The sequence below is a fragment of the Enterococcus lactis genome (assembly GCF_015751045.1).
GTDB lineage: Bacteria > Bacillota > Bacilli > Lactobacillales > Enterococcaceae > Enterococcus_B > Enterococcus_B lactis.
Window position 1 is genome coordinate 16,067 of sequence record NZ_BNJW01000023.1, and the last position, 24,208, is coordinate 40,274.

19 protein-coding genes and 1 pseudogene are annotated in these 24,208 nt (G+C 36.6%); all 20 read left to right on the forward strand.

Annotated elements, in window-relative coordinates; genetic code table 11:
- Nucleotides 1-59: 59 nt before the first annotated feature.
- The 20 genes and pseudogenes from KFO35_RS11460 (at nucleotide 60) to KFO35_RS11555 (ending at nucleotide 24,190) form a co-directional block, all read left to right on the forward strand.
- The gene (locus KFO35_RS11460) at nucleotides 60-2,114 is read left to right on the forward strand and encodes a hypothetical protein (RefSeq protein WP_024634923.1); all 2,055 of its coding nucleotides are present in this window, start codon (nucleotides 60-62) and stop codon (nucleotides 2,112-2,114) included.
- Nucleotides 2,114-4,723, forward strand: coding sequence for a VirD4-like conjugal transfer protein, CD1115 family (locus KFO35_RS11465; RefSeq protein WP_024634924.1), 2,610 nt, complete (start codon nucleotides 2,114-2,116; stop codon nucleotides 4,721-4,723). The genes KFO35_RS11460 and KFO35_RS11465 overlap by 1 nt, the downstream gene beginning before the upstream one ends.
- A pseudogene (locus tag KFO35_RS11470) lies at nucleotides 4,720-7,099 on the forward strand (pLS20_p028 family conjugation system transmembrane protein). The gene KFO35_RS11465 and the pseudogene KFO35_RS11470 overlap by 4 nt, the downstream one beginning before the upstream one ends.
- Before the next feature lie 51 nt (nucleotides 7,100-7,150).
- The gene (locus tag KFO35_RS11475) at nucleotides 7,151-7,483 is read left to right on the forward strand and encodes a DUF5592 family protein (RefSeq protein WP_002295656.1); all 333 of its coding nucleotides are present in this window, start codon (nucleotides 7,151-7,153) and stop codon (nucleotides 7,481-7,483) included.
- Complete coding sequence (locus KFO35_RS11480) at nucleotides 7,484-8,077, forward strand: TraC-like domain-containing protein (RefSeq protein ID WP_002307538.1); 594 nt, start codon at nucleotides 7,484-7,486, stop codon at nucleotides 8,075-8,077.
- 162 nt (nucleotides 8,078-8,239) lie between these two features.
- On the forward strand, nucleotides 8,240-10,264 hold the full coding sequence (locus KFO35_RS11485) for a VirB4 family type IV secretion system protein (protein WP_002296364.1): 2,025 nt from the start codon (nucleotides 8,240-8,242) through the stop codon (nucleotides 10,262-10,264).
- On the forward strand, nucleotides 10,264-11,469 hold the full coding sequence (locus tag KFO35_RS11490; RefSeq protein WP_024634926.1) for a glucosaminidase domain-containing protein: 1,206 nt from the start codon (nucleotides 10,264-10,266) through the stop codon (nucleotides 11,467-11,469). The genes KFO35_RS11485 and KFO35_RS11490 overlap by 1 nt, the downstream gene beginning before the upstream one ends.
- A 15-nt stretch (nucleotides 11,470-11,484) precedes the next feature.
- The gene (locus KFO35_RS11495) at nucleotides 11,485-12,129 is read left to right on the forward strand and encodes a hypothetical protein (protein WP_002330437.1); all 645 of its coding nucleotides are present in this window, start codon (nucleotides 11,485-11,487) and stop codon (nucleotides 12,127-12,129) included.
- Between the two features lie 10 nt (nucleotides 12,130-12,139).
- The gene (locus KFO35_RS11500) at nucleotides 12,140-12,946 is read left to right on the forward strand and encodes a hypothetical protein (protein ID WP_002293510.1); all 807 of its coding nucleotides are present in this window, start codon (nucleotides 12,140-12,142) and stop codon (nucleotides 12,944-12,946) included.
- A 22-nt stretch (nucleotides 12,947-12,968) separates the two neighbouring features.
- Nucleotides 12,969-13,199 carry a hypothetical protein gene (locus tag KFO35_RS11505; protein ID WP_002297493.1) on the forward strand — a complete coding sequence of 77 codons (231 nt, stop codon included), beginning with the start codon at nucleotides 12,969-12,971 and terminating at the stop codon, nucleotides 13,197-13,199.
- 20 nt (nucleotides 13,200-13,219) lie between these two features.
- A complete protein-coding gene (locus KFO35_RS11510; protein ID WP_002310985.1) occupies nucleotides 13,220-13,471 on the forward strand; it encodes a hypothetical protein in 252 nt (83 codons plus the stop codon).
- Nucleotides 13,472-14,885: 1,414 nt separating this feature from the next.
- Complete coding sequence (locus tag KFO35_RS11515) at nucleotides 14,886-15,182, forward strand: hypothetical protein (RefSeq protein ID WP_002293513.1); 297 nt, start codon at nucleotides 14,886-14,888, stop codon at nucleotides 15,180-15,182.
- A 1-nt stretch (nucleotide 15,183) separates the two neighbouring features.
- Complete coding sequence (locus tag KFO35_RS11520; protein ID WP_002310988.1) at nucleotides 15,184-15,606, forward strand: hypothetical protein; 423 nt, start codon at nucleotides 15,184-15,186, stop codon at nucleotides 15,604-15,606.
- Between the two features lie 18 nt (nucleotides 15,607-15,624).
- Nucleotides 15,625-17,217, forward strand: coding sequence for a MobP2 family relaxase (mobP2, locus tag KFO35_RS11525; RefSeq protein WP_021109222.1), 1,593 nt, complete (start codon nucleotides 15,625-15,627; stop codon nucleotides 17,215-17,217).
- A gap of 11 nt (nucleotides 17,218-17,228) precedes the next feature.
- Complete coding sequence (locus tag KFO35_RS11530) at nucleotides 17,229-17,564, forward strand: hypothetical protein (RefSeq protein ID WP_002310991.1); 336 nt, start codon at nucleotides 17,229-17,231, stop codon at nucleotides 17,562-17,564.
- A gap of 145 nt (nucleotides 17,565-17,709) precedes the next feature.
- Complete coding sequence (locus KFO35_RS11535) at nucleotides 17,710-17,904, forward strand: hypothetical protein (RefSeq protein WP_002293517.1); 195 nt, start codon at nucleotides 17,710-17,712, stop codon at nucleotides 17,902-17,904.
- Between the two features lie 12 nt (nucleotides 17,905-17,916).
- On the forward strand, nucleotides 17,917-20,289 hold the full coding sequence (locus tag KFO35_RS11540) for an ArdC-like ssDNA-binding domain-containing protein (protein WP_002310993.1): 2,373 nt from the start codon (nucleotides 17,917-17,919) through the stop codon (nucleotides 20,287-20,289).
- 60 nt (nucleotides 20,290-20,349) lie between these two features.
- Nucleotides 20,350-21,810, forward strand: coding sequence for a toprim domain-containing protein (locus KFO35_RS11545; RefSeq protein ID WP_024634927.1), 1,461 nt, complete (start codon nucleotides 20,350-20,352; stop codon nucleotides 21,808-21,810).
- A 10-nt stretch (nucleotides 21,811-21,820) separates the two neighbouring features.
- Entirely contained in the window at nucleotides 21,821-24,025 is a 2,205-nt protein-coding gene (locus KFO35_RS11550) for a type IA DNA topoisomerase (RefSeq protein WP_024634928.1), read from the forward strand.
- A gap of 15 nt (nucleotides 24,026-24,040) precedes the next feature.
- Nucleotides 24,041-24,190, forward strand: a complete 150-nt coding sequence (locus tag KFO35_RS11555; RefSeq protein WP_002295632.1) for a hypothetical protein — start codon at nucleotides 24,041-24,043, stop codon at nucleotides 24,188-24,190.
- Nucleotides 24,191-24,208 lie beyond the last annotated feature (18 nt).

A 24,208-nucleotide genomic window follows, 5' to 3' on the forward strand; every position in this document is an offset into this window, starting at 1 on the left:
AAGTAGGAGTAAGAAGTAGTCGATACTTTTTACTCCTTTTTTATGAAAGGAGAATACTCATGTACTTTACGATTGCAGGCAATACCAAAACAGATAAAGAGTTAATAAAAAAAGCAACGAAGGAAGTAGGAAAGCGTACTTCTTTTTTACCGAAAACAATTAAATATTCTGTCATTGAAACGGAAGAACAGCTACATGTGTTAGGGAAAGTACTGGAACACGAAAGTCGATCTTCTGTTAAGTTGACTCTCACGTTACATGACACAGAAGGAAAAATAGAGAAAGCTGGTACAGAATACGTTTTTGGCCCACTGGATTATCAAATTTCAGAAGGTTTCTATCCTACATTGATGGATTTAATCCGCCTTGATGTGTTTAAAGAAACGGATGAAACTATGAGTGTGGAAGAGTCTTATCGAAACGAAAAACTTTTACAAGTTTTAGAAGAAGAGTTAGAGAGCGACCAAAGAAAAGTGAATCAAGGGAGTGAAGTCGAAGTAAATGAAGAAGTACCATGGGAACGACCAATATTTCCAAAGAAGGAGTCAAAAGAAAAAGAGACAGTCTATGTTGACGAACAAGCTGATATTCCGACTCAGAAATCGATATTTGAGGAAGAGAACGATGTGATGGGTCAATTGGAGGTAGATCCCTTTGAAGAAACAATGGAGGATGAAGAGACGGCCGAAGTAGAAGTTGATCCAGTTGAAGCTAATGAAGAGTCAATATGGACTGAAGGGGATTCTCAGGAATATATTGAACCACTTATCAGTGAAGAAGTAGAGAAAAACGAAACAGAGATACAAAAGGCAACTGTATTTGATTATATTTTGGATCAATATCCGCCAGAGCATGAATGGATGAAAGAAAAAAACAAATTATTTTTAAATGGGCTTTATTCGAAATATCAATTACCCCAAACCTATCAAGCATTTTTAGAGAGTAAAGAAGAATTAATCTCACAGGGTAAAGGCACACTTTTAGAACAGTTAGAGTCTGTCCAATCAACAAATTGGCATGAGCTTGCACAAGAAGATTTATTAGCCACCTTTGAAGAACGTCAACAAGAAACAGATCAAGAAATTAATGAGTATGCGACGGAACAGTCGTCTAATTGGGAGAAAGCAAAAGAGGAACTAAATAAAGAAGAACAGCGAGTGATTGAAGAAGAAGTACAAAAAATTAAAGAGCGATACGAAAAGAAACGCGACAATGCGTATTCCTTGTGTGTAGAAAAGATCAATAATTTTACTCAGACGAATCAAGAAGCGTTATCGAAAGAAAAAGAAAACTTGTTAAAAGAACGTATAAGAGAACGAAAAGAAGAATTTTATCAAGGTTTGCGTACAGATAAGCTAAAGATTAGCAAAGAATTAAATGAGCAACTGAATAAGCTATATCAAACAACGACTGAAGTTCTTATGGAAAAACACGAGCAGATCCAGCAAGAATTACAAGTACAAATTCCAAAATGGAAAAAAGAGTATGAAATTCAACAACGAGAATTGAAAGAACAAGAAGAAAAACAACGGCAAAAAGAAAAAGAGCGCGAACAATTAGAATTAAAAAAACGTGAACAGGATCTTGCGGAACAAAAAATGGCGATAGAAAAACAACGGTTAGAGCAAGAAAAGGAAAAAGAAGCAGCTGCTCGTAAGGAACGTCAAGAACAAATGGATACATTGCGACAAGCACAGTTAAATTATCTAGCACAACCTCAACCAGTAGCTGCTGTTCAAACGCCAGTGAACAACCAAGCAAATTTAACTCCTTCACCACAGCGTTCCTTTAACGGATGGATGGTGGGATGTATTGCAAGTTTAAGCTTGCTTCTAGGTGGAGGAACAGTATTTGCTTTTAATCATATCAATCAATCTTCACAGGCTGATTCTGTGGCCACAACGACGTCAATCAAGGAAGAAGCCCAAGAACAAGCAAGAAAAGAGTATGAACAACAATTAGAAGAATTATTGAATCGTACCAATCAGTCAACAACAGAGTCAAGTATGGAAAATAGCAAAGAGAGTGATCCTAGTAAGGCTAAAGAAGGATCAAACGATTCAACTGTACAATCAAACACTTCCGAAAGTTCAGAATCAAATGAGGTGAAATAATGCGTGTTAGAGAAACAACGAGACGAAAAGACAAACGATTCAATTTAGAAAAGAATAGGTATCTTTCTCATTTCTATCGCTATACTCCTTCAGGAGAAGAGCTACCAGAAAAACATGACAAACGTATTTCTCAAAAGATTTTTTATAGTGGCTTAGCTTATCTTCCTTTAAACTATGTTGTTACAAGAATACCAGAAGCATTTCATCGATTTGAGATTATTCCAGGAAGTTTACAAGGAGTGAATATTTTTCAGTTACAAGAAATGCCGCAGTTATTCCATTTTGATTCAACTGGTTTTTGGAATCCTTTGACCCCAACAACAAGTTTAGGCACACGTTTAGTTGTTTCTACGATTTGTGTTGTTCCAGCTGTACTTATGGGATTGAAAATGGACATGTGGTTTCGTCCTCTAGCAGATGGGCAAAAAGGAGATAACCGATTAAAAACGTTAAAGGAAATCCAACAAATTTATCCGCAAATACCAGAATCAAAGGGAGGTTTTCCTGGTTATGGCGGAATACCAATTACTCATTATAAAAAGTACTGGTATATTCAGACGGATACAGTAAATACTTGTATTGTTGGTACTTCCCGTTCAGGGAAAGGACAGATAGAAGTTTTAGCAACCATTGACAATTTGTCTCGTGCAGAAAGACAAAGTTCAATGGTTGTTAATGATCCAAAAACAGAATTATATGTTGCTAGTAAAGATGAACTAGAAGCTAGAGGGTATGATGTGTATGCATTTAATATCACCGATCCACTGCAATCAATGAGTGATAATCCATTGGCACTCATCGTGAAATACTGGAAGCGAGGAGACATAGACACAGCGACACAGTTAACCAATACTTTCACGAATACGATTTATTATGATGCCAACGCTTCAGACAATAAATACTTTAACGAAAATGCGCAAAAAGCTGTCAATGCGCTTATTTTTGCGTTATTGGAACAAGCGGATCAGACAGGGGATTACTCCAAATTAACACCGAATAATCTCGTCGAACTTCTTTCTGAGATTGGTGGTTTTAATTACCAAGATCCTGATAATGAATTCAAGCAGCTCAATGCTTTAGATGAATTTATGAATCAGTTACCACCTGGAAACATAGCAAAAAAACAATATGGGGCAACAAAAATTGGTTCTGATAAAGCGAAAGGCAACATTCTATCGACAGCGATCACAGGACTAAATCCATTTACACTGACGAAAATTGCGAAAATGACTTCTCAATCAACCATTGATTATAAGTCCATTGGTTTTCCGAAGTATTTGGATCTCAAACTACACGAGAGTCTGTTAAACCAGCGAATTGTTGTAGAGTTTTATCACCAAGGAAAAAAATTTCATGAGGAACGTGTCAAAGTAGGCTATAGAGGTTTTTGTGAAATCAACTTTGATTGTCATTTAGAACAGGGAGATCATGTTTGCTTAAAATACGATCATCGAGGAAAAGAATATGTTGCTTGGTATGAGTTTTCTCAAAGAGTATTGAAAGACGAAGAGGGAAATATCGTTTATCGAAAAAAACGAGGAGAAACCCATTTGCCAGAATTAGAAAAAGAAGCCGTTCTAACATTAGATGAGGATAAAAGTAACTTATTAGTAGAATCTATTCGGATGCACTATACCGATAAACCAATGGCTATTTTTATGCTCACACCTGATTATGATCCATCTAACCATATTATTGTTAGTATTTTTCTTAGTCAGTTGTATAAAGAATTATCTACGCAATGTGTTAAGACTAAAGGAGATAAATGTCACCGTAGGATTCATTTTATTTTAGATGAATTTGGGAATATGCCACCAATGGATAATATGGAAGGAATCATGACAGTCACAGCTGGTAGAAACATGTTGTGGGATCTGTTTATTCAATCCTATCAGCAACTTTATGCGAAGTATGGAGAACAAAACGCAGCGATTATCAAAGAAAATTGTCAGACACATATTTATATTATGTCGACAGATGATAATACCATCGAAGAATTTTCTAAAAAAGTGGGGAATAAGACGGTTGAACAAGAGAACAGTACCATCAATTCATTAGGTATGAATACTCATATCAATCGCAATGTTGATTCAGATCGTATCTTAACTCCTGAAAGAATTTCTACTTTTTTAGAAGGTGAAACGATTGTACTCGCTCCTTTAAAACGACAAGATTTGAAAGGTCATAAAATACGGCCGTATCCTATTTTTAATCATGGGGAAACAAATCTTCCTTATGCTTATCAATATATTGAAGATTTCAATCCATCGTGGGATATCAATGATATAGACATACATTGTACACATGCGGACTTGGATCTTAAGGCTTTACAAATTGATTACGATTATTTTCTACCTGATATCTATGCACGTCGACTTTATCACAATATGCACGATCAAATAGAAGCGGAAGCTAAAGAAAACATTTTTATTAAAATCGTTCAATCTTTAGACAACTCAACAGCACAAAAGTTACTTATTCAATTTTATGAAGAGAAGCAAATAGATCGTTTGCAAGAATACCTTGAAAAATTGCGTCAAAATGAAGAAATTACAGAGGTTATAAGGAAACGACTTTTGCTAGAAGCTGAAAAGGCGGTGAAAGAATGATCATTGGAGGAATATTTTCCGGCATTGCCGACTGGTGGTCAGGCTTATTTGGGGATGGGGATGCAGATCCCAAAACCGTAACGAAAGTCTTACAAGATTATGGTAATTATCTGCAGTATCAAGATGTATTCAGTTGGATTTGTAATACTTTTTTATGGGGTTTGATTAAAGGGTTATATAATCTCAATACTTTACTAGAAAAAACAATTTATCAAAGCTTTGATTTAAAAGACTTATTGAACGCTGCTGGTGTTAATGAACTGTTTCAAAGTTTGATTAGTAAGATATTGGCTCTTTTTTGTGTCGTCACATTAATTTATTTAGGCTTAAAATTTTTTATGAGTAAACATCCACCAAAAATCAAAAATATCTTGGTTAATCTATTTATGGCCATGATTTTGATTTTTGGTGGTAGTTCTTTAATCGATGAAGGGCTAAATATTAGTAAAAACTTTTACGGAGACGTGACTGCAGCAAATAAAGCAGATAAAACTGGATCACCTGCTTTTCAAATTATTCAAAATAATGTGATCGATGTGAGTACGCTACTAGAAACTGATCCGAATAAAGTAGAATCCCTACCAACAGATAAAAGAAATGCTCTCACGGCGAAAAACTTTAAGACAGCAAATATTAATTCAGTGATTATTCCTAAGGAAGCCGCTAAGATGGCGGATGAAGATAAGAGTGGTCTATCAGATATACAAAAGGATCGGCTAAGAGCGTTACAATACCGACTGGAACTGGATGATAATGGAAAAGAAATCCCTGTAGAGATTAGTGATGAGGGGTTAGCAAAATATGTGTATACTTCAGGCTATCGCCGATACATTAGTAGTCCAGGGATTATTTTAGCTGGTGAATCTTCTTTGTCGGTTGCCTATTTATTTATCTTGTTTACGATTGTAACTTGCATTATTGAGCTGGTATTTAAAAAATTCTATTTAGTAATTGCCGCGTCAACGGACTTTGAGACAGGACAACGGATGAAAAGTGCTATAGAAGATATTTCTCAATCCTTCTTGTTATTGGCGTTTACGATTTTAGAATTACGAATCTATACATTAATGCTGTCTGGTATCGGTGATTTGCACGCAGCAGGCAAGATCAACGGATTTTTGTATGTTGTCGCTTTAATTGTACTAACCATTGCGTTATTCAAAGGCTCTCAATCTGTTACGAAGATTTTCGGTGTTGATACAAGTCTGAAAAACGGCAGCAATTCTCTTCTTAGCATGTTTGCCTTAGGAAATATTGCGAAAAATGTGGGTAGCGGAGCTAAAAACCTTGCAAGTGCTGGTAAGAGTGGTTTAAGCAATTTAAATGATATTCGTAAAAATGGATTTGGCAATCGAAAAGATGTTACCCCTGATAACGGGGAAGAACAATCAGACGATAAAGCTACAACTGTACCTAATAGTAAGAAAACAGTTTCCGAAATGTTCGGGAAAGCGAAAAATGGTGTTTCTAAAGCCGCAGAAGGTCTTGGTTACGTCAATGAACGTGGGTTAAAAGGGAACAGCGGAAGATCTTACAGAAAAAGCCAAAGACACCTTAGAAGAGAAATTAGACGGCACAAGAGCTAAAGAATTGGCTGAAGCTGTGAAGAATCCATCCGAAGCACTAGAAAAACAAAAAGAAAAAGCTTCAGAAGTCAAAGAAGGACTAAAAGATGCGTATGGTGAAGGACAAGTCAATGCAGCAGTAAAAGCTAATACAACAACCGAAAAAGAAAATCAAGAAGGTGCAGCGATTCCTTCAGCCAAAGATTACCAAGATGAGTTGGATTCTAACGAAAATTCAGAAGAAGGACAAAATGGTCAATTACCAAAAACAGATCCAGAACAATATCGTTATAAATCTAACATTAATTCTGAAAATGAAAAGCGCATTTCAGATTTACCAAAACGAAATCAAGAAGTACAAACGGATGAGGATTCCATCGATTTGCCAAATGATAATGGAATCGAAGTTGGAACTGAAAAATCAACGAAAATTGGTTTGCCTAAGACACAAAATTTACCAATGAAAGATAGTCGTTTGAATCAATTCAAGGAGAATGATCAAAGCTTTGTTCACCAATCAACTGCAGGTACTGTTCAAATGAAACCAAGTCGTTTGCCTGAAAATGGAAATCTGACAACTGTTTCTTACAATTTATCTGAAAGTGGTGAGACAGGGAATGCGTCCGTTCAAAATGTTGTGACAAGAGAAGCTGCACCAGAACCTATTCAAAAAGTTCACACAGGTTACAAACCAGCAAATGTGGCATTTACTTCACCAACAAAAATAAATGTAACAAGAGAAACTAAAAACAGGAACAATGAGTTGAAAGAACAACTATTGAGGGATATCAAACAGGATATCAAACCATAAAAGGCCTACAAGTTAGGCTTTTTTTCTATGTATGAAAAGGAGAAATCATTTATGGATAAATACATTAACATGAAAAATCCCCCAAGGTTTAGTGGGGAATGGAAGTTTTTCGCCTTTTTCTTTTTAGATCTATTAACGCTTGGTGGTTGCTTTTTTTGGGCGAAAATAGTCAATAATCTTGTCCACTTACCACTCTTTTTTGCACTCTTGAATTATGGCTTATGGATTGCGATAGCTCTAGTGATTGTTTGGCGACCCTATAATAACCCAGGGCAACGACAAATTTTTGCGATTATCGAGTCTATTTTTTTTACGGACAAGAACCATTATCATGCGTTAGATCCTAACCGAAATTATCATGGTACGTATAAGGAGGATGAATAAATGCGAGTCAAAGGACAAAATTCAGTTGATAAGAAATCCATTTTTCAGTTTGGAAAACCAGAAGAACGATCTATCTTGGATTTATTTCCTTATAAATCCTGTACAGAAGAGGGAGTCTTAGTTACTAAAGAAGATCATTTTCAACGTTATTATCGTGTAGTTTCTACAGACGTGGAAGGATTAAATGAACAAGAGAAACTAGAACGAATGAATCAGTTGACCACCGTCATGCGTACGTATGTGCCAACAATTAAGTTAGTTAGTTTGACCACAGAGACGGATCTAACGGAACAAATCGTACAAAAGCGGCAGTTATTAGATAAGAATCGTATGGAACAATCCTTAGGAAGAAATCTACAGCGATTAAGAAAATATGAAAAGAAATTAGTAGAGGAAATCCAGGAATTGAAACGAGCAGAACAAGAACGTCCTGACTTAAGCTTCTTTTTCATCATTGAAGGAAAGACAATCAAGGATTTACAAACCAGAAACCGTCAGTTAATGCGATCTAGTGGCATTTTAGGGTTAAAACCACTCTACAAAAAAGAATTGATCAAGATTCTTTATCGAATGAACAATATGAATGATGAGTAGGAATGGAGAAGAGAGAATGAAATATCCGTTGATATGGTTAGAAAAAGATATTCCGAAGGAAGAGATCACTAGAAAATTTCCTCACACTTTAAGCATGGGTAAGTTGGGAAAAGGGCAATCTTTTAACCAAGTAAAGAATCAAACAAGAAGAGGTGACTGTACATGTTAGAAGCGATTAAAACAGCTTTTTCACCACAAAATGATCAAAAAGTACTTGATCCATTAAAGCAACTAGGAAATCGGGAAATAGAAATTTTAAAATCCAAAGGGTATGATTTAGATTTTTTAAAACAAGTGATGCCACAAGGTGGATTAAATTTCGATGAAGAGTATGTGACCTATGGAAATGGTTATTCACGGTGTGTGACAGTTTATCACTACACAAAAAATCCTACTCTTTTTTGGTTGGCCAATCTCATGAACAATCCTCATACAGTGGCCACACTAGATGTTAGCACAGATGAAAAGCAAAAAGTGATTGATCAAATCAACCGCGCATTAGATGAATTAAATGATCGATCAGATAATGAACGAAAAGCGACTGACCGAAATAAAAGTGCGGAAGAATACCTGGAACTAGCGGAATATGCCCGAAAATTGACTTCTAATGGGGAAATTTCTAAACAAGTCAAAGTGAGAGTACATGTTTACGGAAACACGATCCAAGAAGTAGATGAACGAGCGCAGGAACTAATCGAAAATCTCAAAGGGATGGATTATCGTGCGGTGACTTATCTGCATAAAACCAAACGAGATTGGCAATCGATGTTTACCATGTTCGATGAACAAGCTGAATGGTTCGGAAATATCAAAGGGCAATCACTACCATCGTTAAACATTGGCGGAGGTTTCCCGTTCCACCACCAAACGCTAAAAGATCCAGGAGGTACACAATATGGGGAAACCATGACAGGCGGCCCATTTGTCTGGAATGCGACGTATAAAAATAGTGTACGGTTGTCTACTAATACCTTGCTTCTAGGAATGATGGGAGCTGGTAAATCGACCGTTCTTAAAATGATCGCGGAAGCCCATTTAGCTGCAGGAGACTTTATTTGGGGCTTTGAAAAGGGAAAAGACTTTATTCCTTTCTTAAAGGAATATAACGGTATTATGGTGCGTTTAGACGGATCTGACGGGATGATCAATCCTTTAGAAATATTTGCCACACGGACGTATGATGAAGCATCCAGTTTATATGACGATGGATCAGTCAAAGATTTGAAGATCAATGAAGCAGCGTCCTATCAAACACACTTAGACAAAGTGGTCTATCAGGTACAGTTAGTGAGTCCTCAGCTAAAAGGAACGATGAAAGCAGAATTTAAGACCTACTTAAATCGTTTTTATGAAGAGTATGGAACAGTACCACGCGGCTTTACTTCCTCAAATTCGCGTTCAAATACTGAGACGCAAGTCACAGGGAAAGATCCAGAAGCTTATCCGACGTTCAAAGAATTTTTAGACTTTTTAGGACAACTGGAATTACCAGGTGCTTCCCAAGAGAAAAAGAATCGAAAAGAAGAAATGGAATCCATCGTAGAATCCTTATGTGAGACGTATGGCATGATTTTTGATGGTCACAGTACGATTCGACACCTTGACCAACAACAGTTGGTCTTTTTTGACATTGACTCTATTACAGGTTTAGATCGAGGGGTGCAACAATGTCAAATGTACATGGCTATGACGTTGATTTGGAATCAGGCATTGATTCAAGGACGAAGACAACGGCGCTTAATTAAAGAAAAACAAATGGAAGAACAAGACTTCAAACGCTTCTTGGCGATGATTGATGAGTGCCATAATGCGATTAATCCAGATTTTATTGAAACGGTAAATTATGTCACAAACTTTCAACGAGAAATGCGTAAAGTAGAAGCAATGACTGTTTTAGCGACACAATCCCCACAAGAAATGGTACCAGAAAATATGTCTTCTGATAACTTTTCGAAACTGAAGAAAGTCTTTGAATTTTCTTCTACGAAGATTTTCATGCGTATGGATGAATCTATTTTACGTCATATAGAAGGACTAGTGGGTAAATCAATGACGAACTCAGAATTAGAATCCATTCCTCAACAAAATCAAGGAGACGCTGTGATCAACTTTGGCTCAAAAGAAACCATTCGTGTTCATTTTAGTCCGAACAAACGTCAATTAAAATTGTTTGATGGAGGAAAATAATGGAAACCCAAAATGAAAGTTTAATCAAGCAGTATGTTAAGCGTCGTGCAAAGCGGCGCTTATTTTTGTGGTTGTTTGGTACTTCTGCAGGTTTGATGACTATTTTGATCACTGTGTTTGTGACCCTATTTCTAATACTTGCCGCGGGATCGATTGATAATTCGGATTCAGATTCAAGCAGTGGTGGCGAAGCTTTTACAGGAGAATATTCGGAAGGATTACCCATTTATAAAGAAATCAAAGGAAGAGGCCCTTTTTCTGATGAAATTGCGCAATATGCTGTAGGTGCAGCAGTGAAATACAAATTATTGCCAAGTGTGATCCTATCGCAATACGGGTATGAATCGGCATTTGGAACGTCTCTATCTGCTAAAAACGACTTGAATTTTTTCGGAATTACCTGGTTTGATGGTTGCTTGTTTCCAAAGGGTACTGCACGAGGAATTGGTGGTATTGAAGGTGGCTGGTACATGAAGTTTCCCAACTCAAAAGCCGCATTCTCTTATTACGGATTTATGGTAGCTACGCAGTCAAACTTTAATGCAAGCGTAGGAAATAAAAGCCCTGGCGTAAGCTTATTGATTTTAGGACGAGGTGGTTATGCAGCTGCAGGAATCACTGAAGATAGTCCTTATTATACAGGTTGTATGTCGATTATTACCTCAAATAAATTAACAGAATATGATGAATTAGCGATCAAACATTGGGGAGAAGGAGGAAATAACAACGGTACGATTACTGGTGAATGGATGAATCCTTTCCCTGGCAGCAGTTTAGATAAAAGTTCCTTCAGCGGTGGTCAATTATTTGGAACGAATCCAGGCGGTGAATTCCGTCCGAATGGTTTCCATGATGGATTAGACTTTGGTTCAGTTGATCATCCAGGAAGTGAGATTCATGCGGTTCATGGAGGAAAAGTCGTATACGTTGGAAATCCTGGTATTTCAGGTTTGGGCGCGTGTGTGATCGTGATTAATTACGACGGCTTGAATATGGTATATCAAGAATTTGCAAATAGTACAGGAAATTCTCGTGTGAAAGTGGGAGATCAAGTGAAAGTTGGTCAAGTAATCGGGATACGAGATACAGCACACTTGCATTTAGGCTTCACTCGAATGGATTGGCGTCAAGCACAAGGACACGCATTCACAGATGATGGTACATGGATCGATCCATTACCATTTTTGAATAGCAGCAAAAAATAGATCAGGAGAAAAAATATGGAAAATAAAACTTTAAAAATCGTCTTAACAGCTGCAATTAGCGTTAGTTTAATCGGCAATATCGCGTTGTTTTGGCAGCTGAAAGAAGAACAAGAGACAAATACCTTTAAAATTGAAGAAGTGGCTAAAAACGCGTCTGAGAAGCTCAAAAAAAATTCCTATGAGGCACAGGCGAAGATCGACAAGTTAAATCAAACCATCAATGAGAAAAACCAAGAAATCGATCAGCTGAAGCAACAAGATGGCACAAAAGCAAAAGAGGAAGTAACTGAAGCACAAAGAAAGACGGCAGAAGAGTTCGGTCAATTGGCCATTGATAAATCATTAAGCAGAAATGAATTAACGGAAAAACTAAAAGATGTCGCAACCCAAGAAGTGATGGACAAATTAAGTCCTGCAGACGATAATCACCAACATGATGATTACGGAAGTTACTCTTTTACATTAGGTGACGTGCAAACTTACGCTCAAACAAGCAGTGTAAAAGAGGAACAAAATTTTGTTGTATTTGTTGATTATACAATCGGCAATCCTCAATTCAAAGATGTCAAACCGCAAAAAATAAAAGGTGGATTAACTGTCACTGAAAAACAAGTAGATGGTCAATGGAAAGTCACAGACTTTAGTTATTTCACTCGTTAGGAGGAAGAAAATGAGTAAGAAAAAAGGAGCAAGAGAACGTTTCAAAAAACGAAAAAGTTATCTTAGATGGCTGGGAATCTTTATGATTCTCGGCTTTTTAATTCTTGCTAGTCCGATTTATACGCATAAGAAGGTAGACATACCAGATGAGGTAAGCACGAACGCATTTTTAAACACGAAGGAACTGACGATGGTTTCAAAAGAAAAAGGAGCGAACCAGCAATTAGTTTTTGAATTTGCGATCGACGATGAAGATCAAAGCTTATTAAAAGAACTGGCTAATCTTAATTATCGCGTAGAAGTAAAGACAGCTAAAGGGGATTATCAAGCAATAAAAGCCAAAGTGATTAAGGTGTCTGATGATTATTTTGCAGTGAAGCTATCGCATGTACCAGAAGAATATATTGCTATGCGATTAACCATTATTCCTGAAAAAATTGATCCAAAGGTGGATATGCAAGAACCGCAAGATCTGATTTTTTACATTCACGAAGATAAGGTCAAAGATCACGTGAAAGACGAAGATTATGAACAACATGCGATCAATTACAAAGTGAAAGGATACAAGAAAGAACAAAAAGCAGCACAAAAACAAATTGAATCTTTCCAAGCAACCATAGATTTGAATGAAGAATTAGTGAAGAAACTAAAAGATCAGTTGCCTTATCAAGTCGCAGATGATCAGGAAAATACTGAAAATAAGATTAATGGTTACCAGCAAGAAATTGAAACATCGAAAACGCAAATGAAAGATCAAGAAGAGATCATTCAGAAACTTCAAGAAAAAATTGATCGTATAACAAAAGAAAATATTTAGTAGAACAGGTGGAGTGAAAGAAATGAAGCGAGCGAACTTGGTCGGCAAAGATATTTTCGCTGAGCAGAAAGTATTGATTAAAGCCTATCTCAAAGTTGTAAAAGTCAAAGATGTATGTCAAGAAGTGAATTTATCTAACACGACAATATCTGAACTGAAAAATGGTAGAAAGAATTTAGACACATTAAAATTGAGATCTTTTGAATCTCTATATATAGCTGCTAAAAAATATTTTACAGCTGATAATAAATAAAAAATTAAGGTGGGTTCTATGTGAAAAAAACGTATCAAAAGTTTTTATGGATCAGCTATATCGCCCTATTTATCGTTGGGTTTCTCGTCAGTGTGTCCGTGATCGTCGGAACGCTTTTTCTTTTGTTCTCTGACGAAGATCTGTTACTTAAGGGGTTAATGAGTACGTTATCGTGTGTTATGTTACTTTACCTATGCATACAGATCAACGAAATTATGTCCCCTCATTGGCAAGAAAAGAAGAAAGAATTTAAGATGGAAAAACCTTTTTAAAAGTATTTGATTTACTTGCCATAAGTGTAATTCTCACATCGCTAATAAAATGAATAGAATTGTCAGAAAGAACAGTAGTGGGATTGAAGGACTTCTTGACAATATTCTTTCTGCACATATGTATTTATTTGTATCTGGCTTTATTCTCGTATTGATCGGGTATGTATTTACGAAACTAATTAAACGTTCAATTGGTATAGAAATAGAGATTGGCCTAATTCTGACACTTCCTGGTTAGGGTTACCTATATCAGAAGTACAGGACAAATGATCAATTAGTTCATAAAAATTGCTTACCTAATTGTTTCCGACATACAAAGTGGAGCTTTTTTTTATAGAGAAAAAGTATGGATTCCAATTTTTATCTTCTTTGAGGAATAGTTTACCTATGGTTCAGGAATAGATTTAATTCTTAAGATTATTGTATGATACAGTAAATTTGTATCATAATTAAGAAGGAAGTGTTAGATATGTCAAATGTAAAAGAGTTAGAGGATGTTTCAATTAATGAAATGGTACTGGGTAACCGCAATTCAAGGGGGGCTTTACGCAATACTATTGTGGTTTTTTCTTCATAATGATTTCGATTTTTCAGTGCACAGACTAGTTGTAGGTAGCTTATTTTATCTTTGTATGATAGGGGTTATTAATTACACAATTTACAAAAGAAACACACGCCCGTAATGAGAACTCTGGTCGTATTTAGGTTTCATCAAGGCTTTTAATTGGATAAAGCACTTACCCGTGTCTTTAGTTGTAGGAGGTTTAATAAAGTACTAAAGAAATGTATTCTTCTATGATGGTCTTTCAGTGAAGCTCGTGAATAGTGGCCCATAACTAGCAGAAACATTCAAGGTGGTATTGCGTTCATTTAGCCATTTCCAAACTTCTTTTCAATTAGAAATTTTAAAGCAAGTTTCATGAAATAGAATTTCCCTTGGAAAAAGCTCGCTTGTCTTTATCGACAGCGGCTTTTTTTATTCATTGAGAATAGCTTATAAAATGATTATTTATTTTAGTATAGCACCTCACAATAACCTGCCGTTACAATTGCTAACGAATAAAATTTATGGAAAAGTGTTGCATTAAAATGATCTAAAAAAGCTTACTATGTAGATGATGAGGTTTAATGAATTTGATAAATTTAAATAATTTATTTGAAGGTATAACTAATAATGTTCAAGGTTTTAGAATTTGAAGTAAACTTTTAAAGAGCATAAGGAAACGTGGGAACACTTTTTAAAAAAAGTGTTCCAATAGGCTGTGCCTATTACGTTTCTCAAAAATAAATGTGGGAACAAAATATTTAAAAATAGGATAGTGAAAGGATAGTGAAGGATAGTAAAAGGAGGGTAGTAGGATAGTAAAAAGGATAGGCTCCTTTTCGCTATCCTTTTTAAATTGGAGGAATTAATATGGAAGTAAGAATAAGAAATGTGGATGAGAAAATCGTAAGAGAAATTGATCGAAGATGTGACGAACTAAGTAACCGTACGGGTAATAAATGGAGTCGTAACGATTATTTAAAATTACTAATAGAAAATGATTTTGATCGTCCTTTGATGGAATATAAAAAAGAAAAGTTTGATCAGTTATTAGAAAAGTTTTCAGAAATTCAAAGCTATAACACAAAGATATTAGAAGAATATGTTAGCCAAAACAATCGTATTTTAGAAATCTTGATCGAGCAAAATAGAGGAAGTGAACTTTGATATGGCAAAGGTTATAGACAAACACATTTACTTTCACCAAACACATATCGATGTGTTGGATGAGATTATTTCTACTCATGCAGAAGTTAAAAACTATAGTGAAGCCGTTCGGTTTCTATGTATGAATTATGATCCAGAAATGGAGAAAAAAGTAAATTCCAATCAAGCAAAGTTGAATGGAATGAGTAAAGAAATTTCTATTTTAACCGAAATGGTTTCAGAGTTTGCAGATCTTCATTTGAAAGATACAGGAATACTAATTGGTACAAATTCAACGGTTTACCAAGAAGCAAAAGAACGTGTGGAAGGAAAAATTAAATCTAATCAAACCAAAAAATATTCCCCTCAGTTGAAGAAACCTGTGAATGAATCTGTTCATGCCAGAGTAGATCCATTTGATCCAACGAAGATTCTAAAAAGATAAAAGTAGAAGGGGAACATGATGAATAAATCGCCTGCAGTCATTCTCACTTGTCAATTTACCTTGCCCAATAAAAAATCTTTTTCAACATACATTGATTATATGACAAGAGAAAAAGCGCTGGAAGAAATGGAACGACGTACGCCTGAAGAAGAACAGGAACTGCAACGAATCAAGAATGCTTTAGAGGATTTTTATATTCCTGAAGGAGAAACTTTTTCGGAGAGTAAGACGGATAAAGAATTCAGCGAAACGTCGAATGAAGCTCAATCTTTGATGGGAAATGGAATCAACTTTGACAAGTTAGAGGAACAAGATTTTACCAAATATCTTTCTTATATGACCCGTCACTATGCGTTAGAACAAAAGAAAGAACTGACGCAAAGTGAACAAAAAGAATACCAACGCTTGAACCAAGCAATAAAAAAATATCAAACAGAGCCACACAAAAAAGCTTCAGGAAACCTTCCTGGAGTTTTTTCTATGGCTTCAGACGAAGTGAAAGGAAGTGATCTGAAGGAGATTAAGCAAATCTTCCAAAGAGGACAACAAAAAGGCTCAATCATTTATCAAGATGTTGTCTCTCATGATAATTCGTATCTTGAAAAAATAGGATTGTACGATCCCAAAACAGATACTTTAGATGAAGAAGGATTAAAAGCAGCTGGAAGAAAAATGATGGAGACATTATTCGAGAAAGAGCAACTGAACGAAACAGGCTACTGGATGGCAACGATTCACCGTAATACCAAACATATCCATATTCATTTTGCAGTTGTTGAAAAAGAAAATACGCGTAAACCTTACACGGAGGTTGAAAATGGTGTGAGTTATATCGTACCGAAAGGTAAGAGAAGACAAGCAACATTAGACGCAATGAAGACCAATTATGTACATGAGTTAGAACGTTTTTCTTATGAAAAGGATCGAATGATTGGTATGGAGAAACGAAATTTATTGACGCGGAAAAGTGATTTGCGTAACACCTTAACAAAAGTGGTAAAAGAGCCAGCGCGTTACGATCGACACGCAATGAACTTATTAAATGAAGTATATAAAACCCTACCTGACAAACGTTCAGAATGGAATTACGGGGATGAAAAACGAACCAAACTTTCACCATACACAAGAGAGAAACTCGATGAGTTAACCAAATATGTTTTAACAAAAGAACCTGAATATCAAGAATATATACAGATTTCAAAAGCATTGAAAGAAGAAGCAAAAAGTCTTTATGGGGAAAGCAAAAGAGAATCAAAGGATGCAGAAAAAAACGCCCTCTTTGATTTAAAAAAGCGCACAGGAAATGCCATCCTAACAGAACTGAAGAGACAAGATAGTCAAATAAAACCATTAATAGAAGGTGTCGATCAGATGCAATCTATTTACAATGAACGATCCTTCCGAACACTTAAACAGTTGCCAACAAATGAATACAAGTATAGTTACGAAGAATTCATGAAGCGAAGGAAACAATTCCAACAAAGAGTTGTCACGCAACGGAGTTTGCGTCAATTAAATCGAACGATTAATGCCCATGAAGAAAAATACCACGCAAGTAAAGCATACGAAGAGCAACAACGAAGAATTCAAATGGAACAAGAAAGACAGTAGGAGGAATAGCAATGAAACAATATTTAGATCAATGGAAAGTTATAGAAGGATCATTAAGAGAAGAACGAATCGAACAACTTCCCGATTGTTTAGAAAAAGAGCATTTGTTTCAGATAAGAGAAATGTTGAGAAACGAACAGTTTGATCCAAATCAATTTTTAGTCGTTGAGTACCCAGCTACTGGTGTGTACTGTTGTAATCATGTGAAGGGTGAAAAATATTTTATCATTCAAGAATATGAAGGCAAGTTAGCGCCTTATTATACTACTTGGGAAATGAATGAGGAGGGGATCAATAACTTCCCGTGTAAAAGCATTGAAGAGTCTATTTCACTCACAGAATGTTAGTTGTTAAGTGAATAAAAGAAGTAAAAGAGTCCTGAACGTAATTGTCCAAGACTCTTTTTTTCAATGAATTGTTTTCCGCCAATTCAATGAGTGGTGCGATTTCCGACTACATTATATCAAAAGAAAGAGAAGGGAGGAAGAAGAAATGGCTTATTCAACTATTGGAGTTGTTGTTGAAAAAAGCAGAGACAATCTCGTTTTTGTGACAGAAATTCAAACAGGTAGATCTTTTGTCGTCACAGACAAAGCGGCAAAAGCTTATCGAAGTGGCGATATTTTAGCGTTAAATCTGATTACAAAAACGTTCGTTGATGCAGTAGAAAATTATCCATTTGTTTAGGAGGAAACGGACATGGCAGAAGAAAAAGAACCACTAGACAATAGTCGTTTGGGAAAATCCAAAAGAAAATTAGCACGATTGCAAAATGAATTAAACGAACAAATTGAGAAGATGTTTGAACACCAGAGAAAGACAAACGGTCAGCCAATGAACGATAAGAGAAATGGGCATTCTTGGTTTAGGCAACAAGAACGTTTAGAAAACAAAGTGCATAGTCTGAGAGAAGAGATCAAGCAACAAGAAAAACAGGTAGAAAAACTTGAAAGACAAGAAGAGCTAAAGGAAATGGGCTATAACAAGTACGGCGGCCTGGATATGACAATCGAAAATATTCCAAGAATCAAAGAAGAAATCGAACGCTTTGAAAAAGGTGAATCGACTTTTTCAGCCGCTACGATCCGAAAATACCAACGAAAATTGGAAACATTAGAACAGCTGAAAGAAAAATCAGAGAAAGGAAAAGAAAATATTCTTCCTGAAGTACAAGCGATCATTGACAGCGGACGAGTGACGCAATGGAAAAAGAATCCAACTATCTATTTTCTGAAAGGCTATCGAAAAGTCGCTTTAGAACTCAATGAAAACGGCGAATTTGAAGCGTCAAAAAAATACCAAGCCACGTCGGAAGAAGAAAAGGCAGCTGTTCGTGAATTACTTGAAGAGGCTAGACCAATTGATTCTGTGAAAGAGAAAGAAATCGATCATTTCTATCGAGTAGAATTCAACGAAAATGATCCAGAAAAAGGATTGAAAAGTTATGGTGGGGAGATCGTAACATTCGAATTGATCGATCAACTCAAAACGTTGGATAACCAATACGCCGCAGAAGCAGGTTATTATAAATTCTATTTTGAAGAAGTGAAGAACGGAGAAGTAGTCGATCAGATCCGAATGGATCTAGGGGATGGCGTCAACAGTAATCAACCCATCTATTTAGAGTTAGCAAAATTGTGCGAACAAGTACCTGAGAAGGAACAAAAACAATCGGTCAAAAATGAACCTGTTTCGAAAGAAGAAATGCAGTCGAAAGAAACAAAAACAAAACAAAAGGGCTATCAAAAACGAACGGCAGAAGAGATTAAACAAGAAGTTAAATCCCTTTCGCAACAGGCACTGGATGCGGTGAAAAAGCATACCCATTCTCCTGAAGACGTCAAAGAACTTTTGAACTTTATGTCTCGTTTTCCAGAACGATCCTTTAGAAATCAATTATTGATTGAGGAACAATTTCCAGGTGCAACGGCTTGTTTAGGTCGTGCCGCGTTGAAAAAAGAAGGAATCTATATCAAAAAAGGGGAACAAGGGAACAAGATCTTTGTCAGAAAAACGGTCAAAGGATTTTATGAGAAAGGACGTGGCTTTGTTCGAGAAACAGAAGCTACACCAGAAGATAAAAAACGAATCGAAAGTGGTCAAATCGAAGTGATCAAAAAACCTTACTACACGATTGAAAAAGTGTTTGATATCACACAAACACAATTGAAGCCTGAAGACTATCCGAAAATCTTCCCGAACCGCGTCTTTGATTTTCAATTGGATAAAACAGGGCAGACAGAACTTCAAGTTGGGATTCAAGCGGTAGCCAAAAATATTGGAATTCAAATTCGAGATATGACAGAAAGTGAAGTCTATCAAAGAGAATTAGGACAAGCACGTGGGGCGTACGTTCGTAACGAATTTACTGGCGAAGAAGAAATCGTCATGAATACTCGAAATACTCCTACGCAGCATTTAGCCACAAGTATTCACGAATTAGCCCATGCTAGAATGCACAAATTTTCAGAATTAGATACCGCAACTAAAGAACTACAGGCAGAAATGACCTCCTATATTGTGTGCAAGCATTTTGGGATGGACACCTCGGAGAAAGCTATTCCTTATATTGCGACATGGACGAAGAATGGTCAGACGTTGGATGATAAGGAAGCTGCGGAACGTGGGAAAATCATGAATGATGTCAGTCGTGTCGCAAATGAATTCATTCAAACCATTTCTAATGAAATCAATCAATACAGAGAAAGAGAACCAGAGATCCAGCCAGCAGAAGTGAAGCAGGAGCATAAAAATACTTTAGAAACGCCAGAGAATAAGAATATTGTGCCCGTTGGTTCACTTTGGATCGACAAGAAAGACGGGAAAGTAATGGAAGAAGATACGGGTCGAACGTTACATTTGAAGGATGCGGCGTTTATTGAAGATCCGCAGCATAATCAAGTGATTTTAAAAGGAAAAAGTTATGGAAAAGAGATCCAAACGGCGTTACCTTCAGAAGAATTTGCGCTAGGAAATCCATTCCGATTTTCACTTGAAACAGTGTCAGAAGTGGCCAAACGAAAAAATGAAATCTATTATGAACAACAATTGTCACAAAAAGAACGTGTATAAAATAAGTAAAAAAGACTATCTGAAAAACGGATAGTCTTTTTTCTTTTGGGAGGTTTGAAAATGACCGAGAAAAAAATGAGTCTTATTGATCGATGTAAACAGATCGATATAGTGGATTTTGCTCGAAACAATGGAATGGCTGTAGTCAATAAAGGACGAGACTATCGCTTAGAAGACCATGATTCATTTGTTTTTGATCGAAGAAAACAACGTTTTTATTGGAACAGTCAAAATATTAGTGGCGACATTATTGAATTAGCTAAACTTTTTTTCATAGACAAAGAGATTCAAGACTCTAAGCAACAATTTAAAGCAGCCACAGATTTTATTCTAAAGAATGAAGACAAAACAGAACGAGTAGAAAATCTTCATTTTGAGACAGAAAAGTACAAAGATCACCCCGTTGATTATCAACCACTCACAGAAAAAGGAAGGAATTATTTGAAGGAAGAACGAAAACTGCCCGATTGGTTGATTGATTATGCAGAAAAAGAAGGATTGATCGCCGAACTAAAGCCAAAACATGAACGGCAAAATTTCTTAGTTCGAGACGATCGTTTGGATCATGCGGTCGCCTTTTTATGGAAAGATCCACAGACAAAAGAGACAGTAGGGGCGAGTTATCAAGGAACATTCATTGATTATGAACGTTTTGGTGAGAGAGGCACATATAAGCATATAGATAAAAATTCGACAGCGAATCATGGATTTAACCTAAAGATCGGTGACCCTAAACAGTTAAAATTTTTTGAGAGTAGTATTGATTTACTTAGCTATGCTGCACTGAATCGTGATCAGTTAAACGATACGTGGTTAGTCTCTATGGAAGGGTTAAAACACCATGTGATCAGTCATTATTTTGGTGAGGCAGTATCTGAATTGAGAAAGAAACAAGCCTTTCCTCAATCCATTGAGATTTGTGTGGATAATGACCGTGCAGGACATATTTTCTACGAAAAAGAACAATTAATGGGCGCAGTTGATCCATTTACGAATCAGAAAGTACGTTGTGAACGAGGAATCGCTAATGATTGGCAAGTGCCAAAAGAATACAAAGTCATTTATGAAGAAGTTGCAAAAGAAATGAAAGTTGAACCTGAAGCAATTATGGCCATACACAAGACAGAAAACAATCTGCAATTAACGGACCAACTGGTTTCCGCTCACAAAGTAAATGCGTCTCTTGGTCAGCAGCTTTCTGTTAACGATTCAATAGAAGCTATTAATTTGAAAGATATTTGTAGAGAAGTCGCAAAAGAATTAAAAGGTTGTGAACGCGTGGATGGTACGTACGATTTTGATCGTTTTTATCAAGAAAAAGGGGATATTAATGCTCAGATTCTTTTCTCTTATAAAGCAGAACAATACTACAAAGGCTATAAAAATCATGAACATGAATTTGTACCTGAAGTAAAAAAGGATTGGAATGATCAATTGAAGCATGAAATCCACCAACAAGAGATCAGAAAGCAAAAACGTGCGATGTTGTTTCAACAAGGCAGACAACAAGAAAGGGAGTGAAATCGTCATGATGAAAACCGTTATTTTAGCAGAAAAGCCGTCACAAGCGAAAGCTTATTCCGATAGCTTCTTTAAATCCACTCGAAAAGACGGGTATTTTGAAATCCAAGATCGATTGTTTCCTGGTGAAACTGTGATCACGTATGGTTTTGGTCATTTAGTCGAGTTAGATTCGCCCGATATGTACGATGAAAATTGGAAACAATGGTCATTAGAGCATTTGCCTATTTTCCCTACACATTATCACTATCATGTTCCTAAAGATAAGAAAAAGCAATTCAACGTGGTGAAACAGCAACTTCAATCGGCCGATACCATTATTATTGCGACAGATAGCGATCGTGAAGGGGAACTGATCGCTTGGACGATCATTCAACAAGCAGGCGCCGATCATGGAAAGACCTTTAAAAGACTTTGGATCAACTCCTTAGAAAAAGAAGCCATTTATCAAGGATTCCAGCAGTTACGAGATGCAGAAGAGACCTACCCAAAATTTGAAGAAGCACAAGCACGCCAGATCGCCGATTGGTTGATCGGCATGAACGGTAGCCCACTGTATAGTTTACTCTTGCAGCAAAAAGGCATACCAGGAAGTTTTTCCTTAGGCAGAGTCCAAACCCCAACGCTTTACATGATTTATCAATTACAGGAAAAGATTAGAAACTTCCAAAAAGAACCATATTTTGAAGGAAAAGCCCAAGTAATCGCTCAAAATGGCGCATTTGATGCGAAGCTTGATCCGAATGAAACCCAAGCGACGCAAGAAGCATTTGAAGATTATTTAAAAGAAAAGGGGGTTCAATTGGGAAAACAGCCAGGTACGATCCACCAAGTTGAAACCGAGAAAAAAAGCGCGGCAAGTCCACGTCTTTTTTCTCTATCCAGCCTTCAGTCTAAAATGAATCAGCTTATGAAAGCTAGTGCCAAAGACACTTTGGAGGCTATGCAAGGGTTGTATGAAGGGAAATATCTAAGCTACCCACGAACAGATACCCCTTATATTACAGAAGGGGAGTATGCGTATCTGTTGGATCACTTAGACGAATACAAACACTTTTTAAAGGCCGAAGCCATTCCTACTCCTATTCATACACCTAATAGTCGATATGTGAATAATAAGAAAGTCCAGGAACATTACGCGATCATTCCTACAAAAACGGTCATGACGGCAGCGGCTTTTGAACAATTAAGTCCACTGCAGCAGGCCATTTATGAACAAGTGTTAAAAACAACGGTGGCCATGTTTGCGGAAAAATATACCTATGAAGAAACAACGATCTTGACGCAAGTTCAGCAGCTTCAGTTAAAAGCAATCGGAAAAGTGCCGGTAGATCTAGGTTGGAAGAAGTTATTTGGAAAAGAGAGCGATGGAAAAGAGAAGGAAGAAGAGCCGCTACTTCCTAAAGTGACAAAAGGAGAAATGGTGACGGTAGATCTACAAGTCCTTGAAAAAGAAACAAAGCCACCAAAACCTTATACCGAAGGCACGTTGATCACTGCAATGAAAACAGCTGGGAAAACCGTGGATAGTGAAGAAGCGCAATCTATATTGAAAGAAGTAGAAGGAATCGGTACAGAAGCGACACGGGCAAATATTATTGAAATCTTGAAACAAAAGGAATATATCAAGGTAGAGAAAAATAAGCTCGTGGTGACGAATAAAGGGATTTTGCTTTGCCAAGCCGTGGAAAAAGAGCCGCTGCTTACGAGCGCCGAAATGACCGCCAAATGGGAAAGCTACTTATTAAAGATTGGAGAACGAAAAGGAACACAAACCACTTTTCTAGCTAATATCCAAAAATTTGTCTCTCACTTATTGGAAGTCGTACCAGGGCAAATCCAATCCACTGATTTTGGATCGACGTTACAAGAAGTGAAAGCAGCCAGTGAAAAGCAAGAAGCCGCGCGTCATTTAGGAATTTGTCCAAAATGCCAGGAACAAGAAGTCATACTTTATCAAAAGGTGGCAGCATGTACGTCTGAAGTCTGTGATTTTAAATTATGGACAACGATTGCCAAAAAGAAACTCACAGCGACACAGCTGAAGGAGATTATTCAAAATAGCCGAACAAGCCAACCAGTGAAAGGGTTAAAAGGTCAGAAGGGTTCGTTTGAAGCAACGATTGTTTTAAAAGAAGACTTCACTACAGGCTTTGAATTTTCTGAAAAGAAAAAAACGAACTTCAAGAAAAGAACACGACGCACGACAAAATAATGGAGGGTTAATCTTATGCGTAATACAACACACAAACAACAAGAAATCGAAAATCAAAAAGCCAAAATTCGTTCAGAACAGGAAAAAATGCGTGCCAGCAAACGAAGACTGCAGCAATTAAAGAACCAGCAGCGGATTCAAAAAGAAATTGAATTAGATCGATAGACATTAACCTTGTTACAA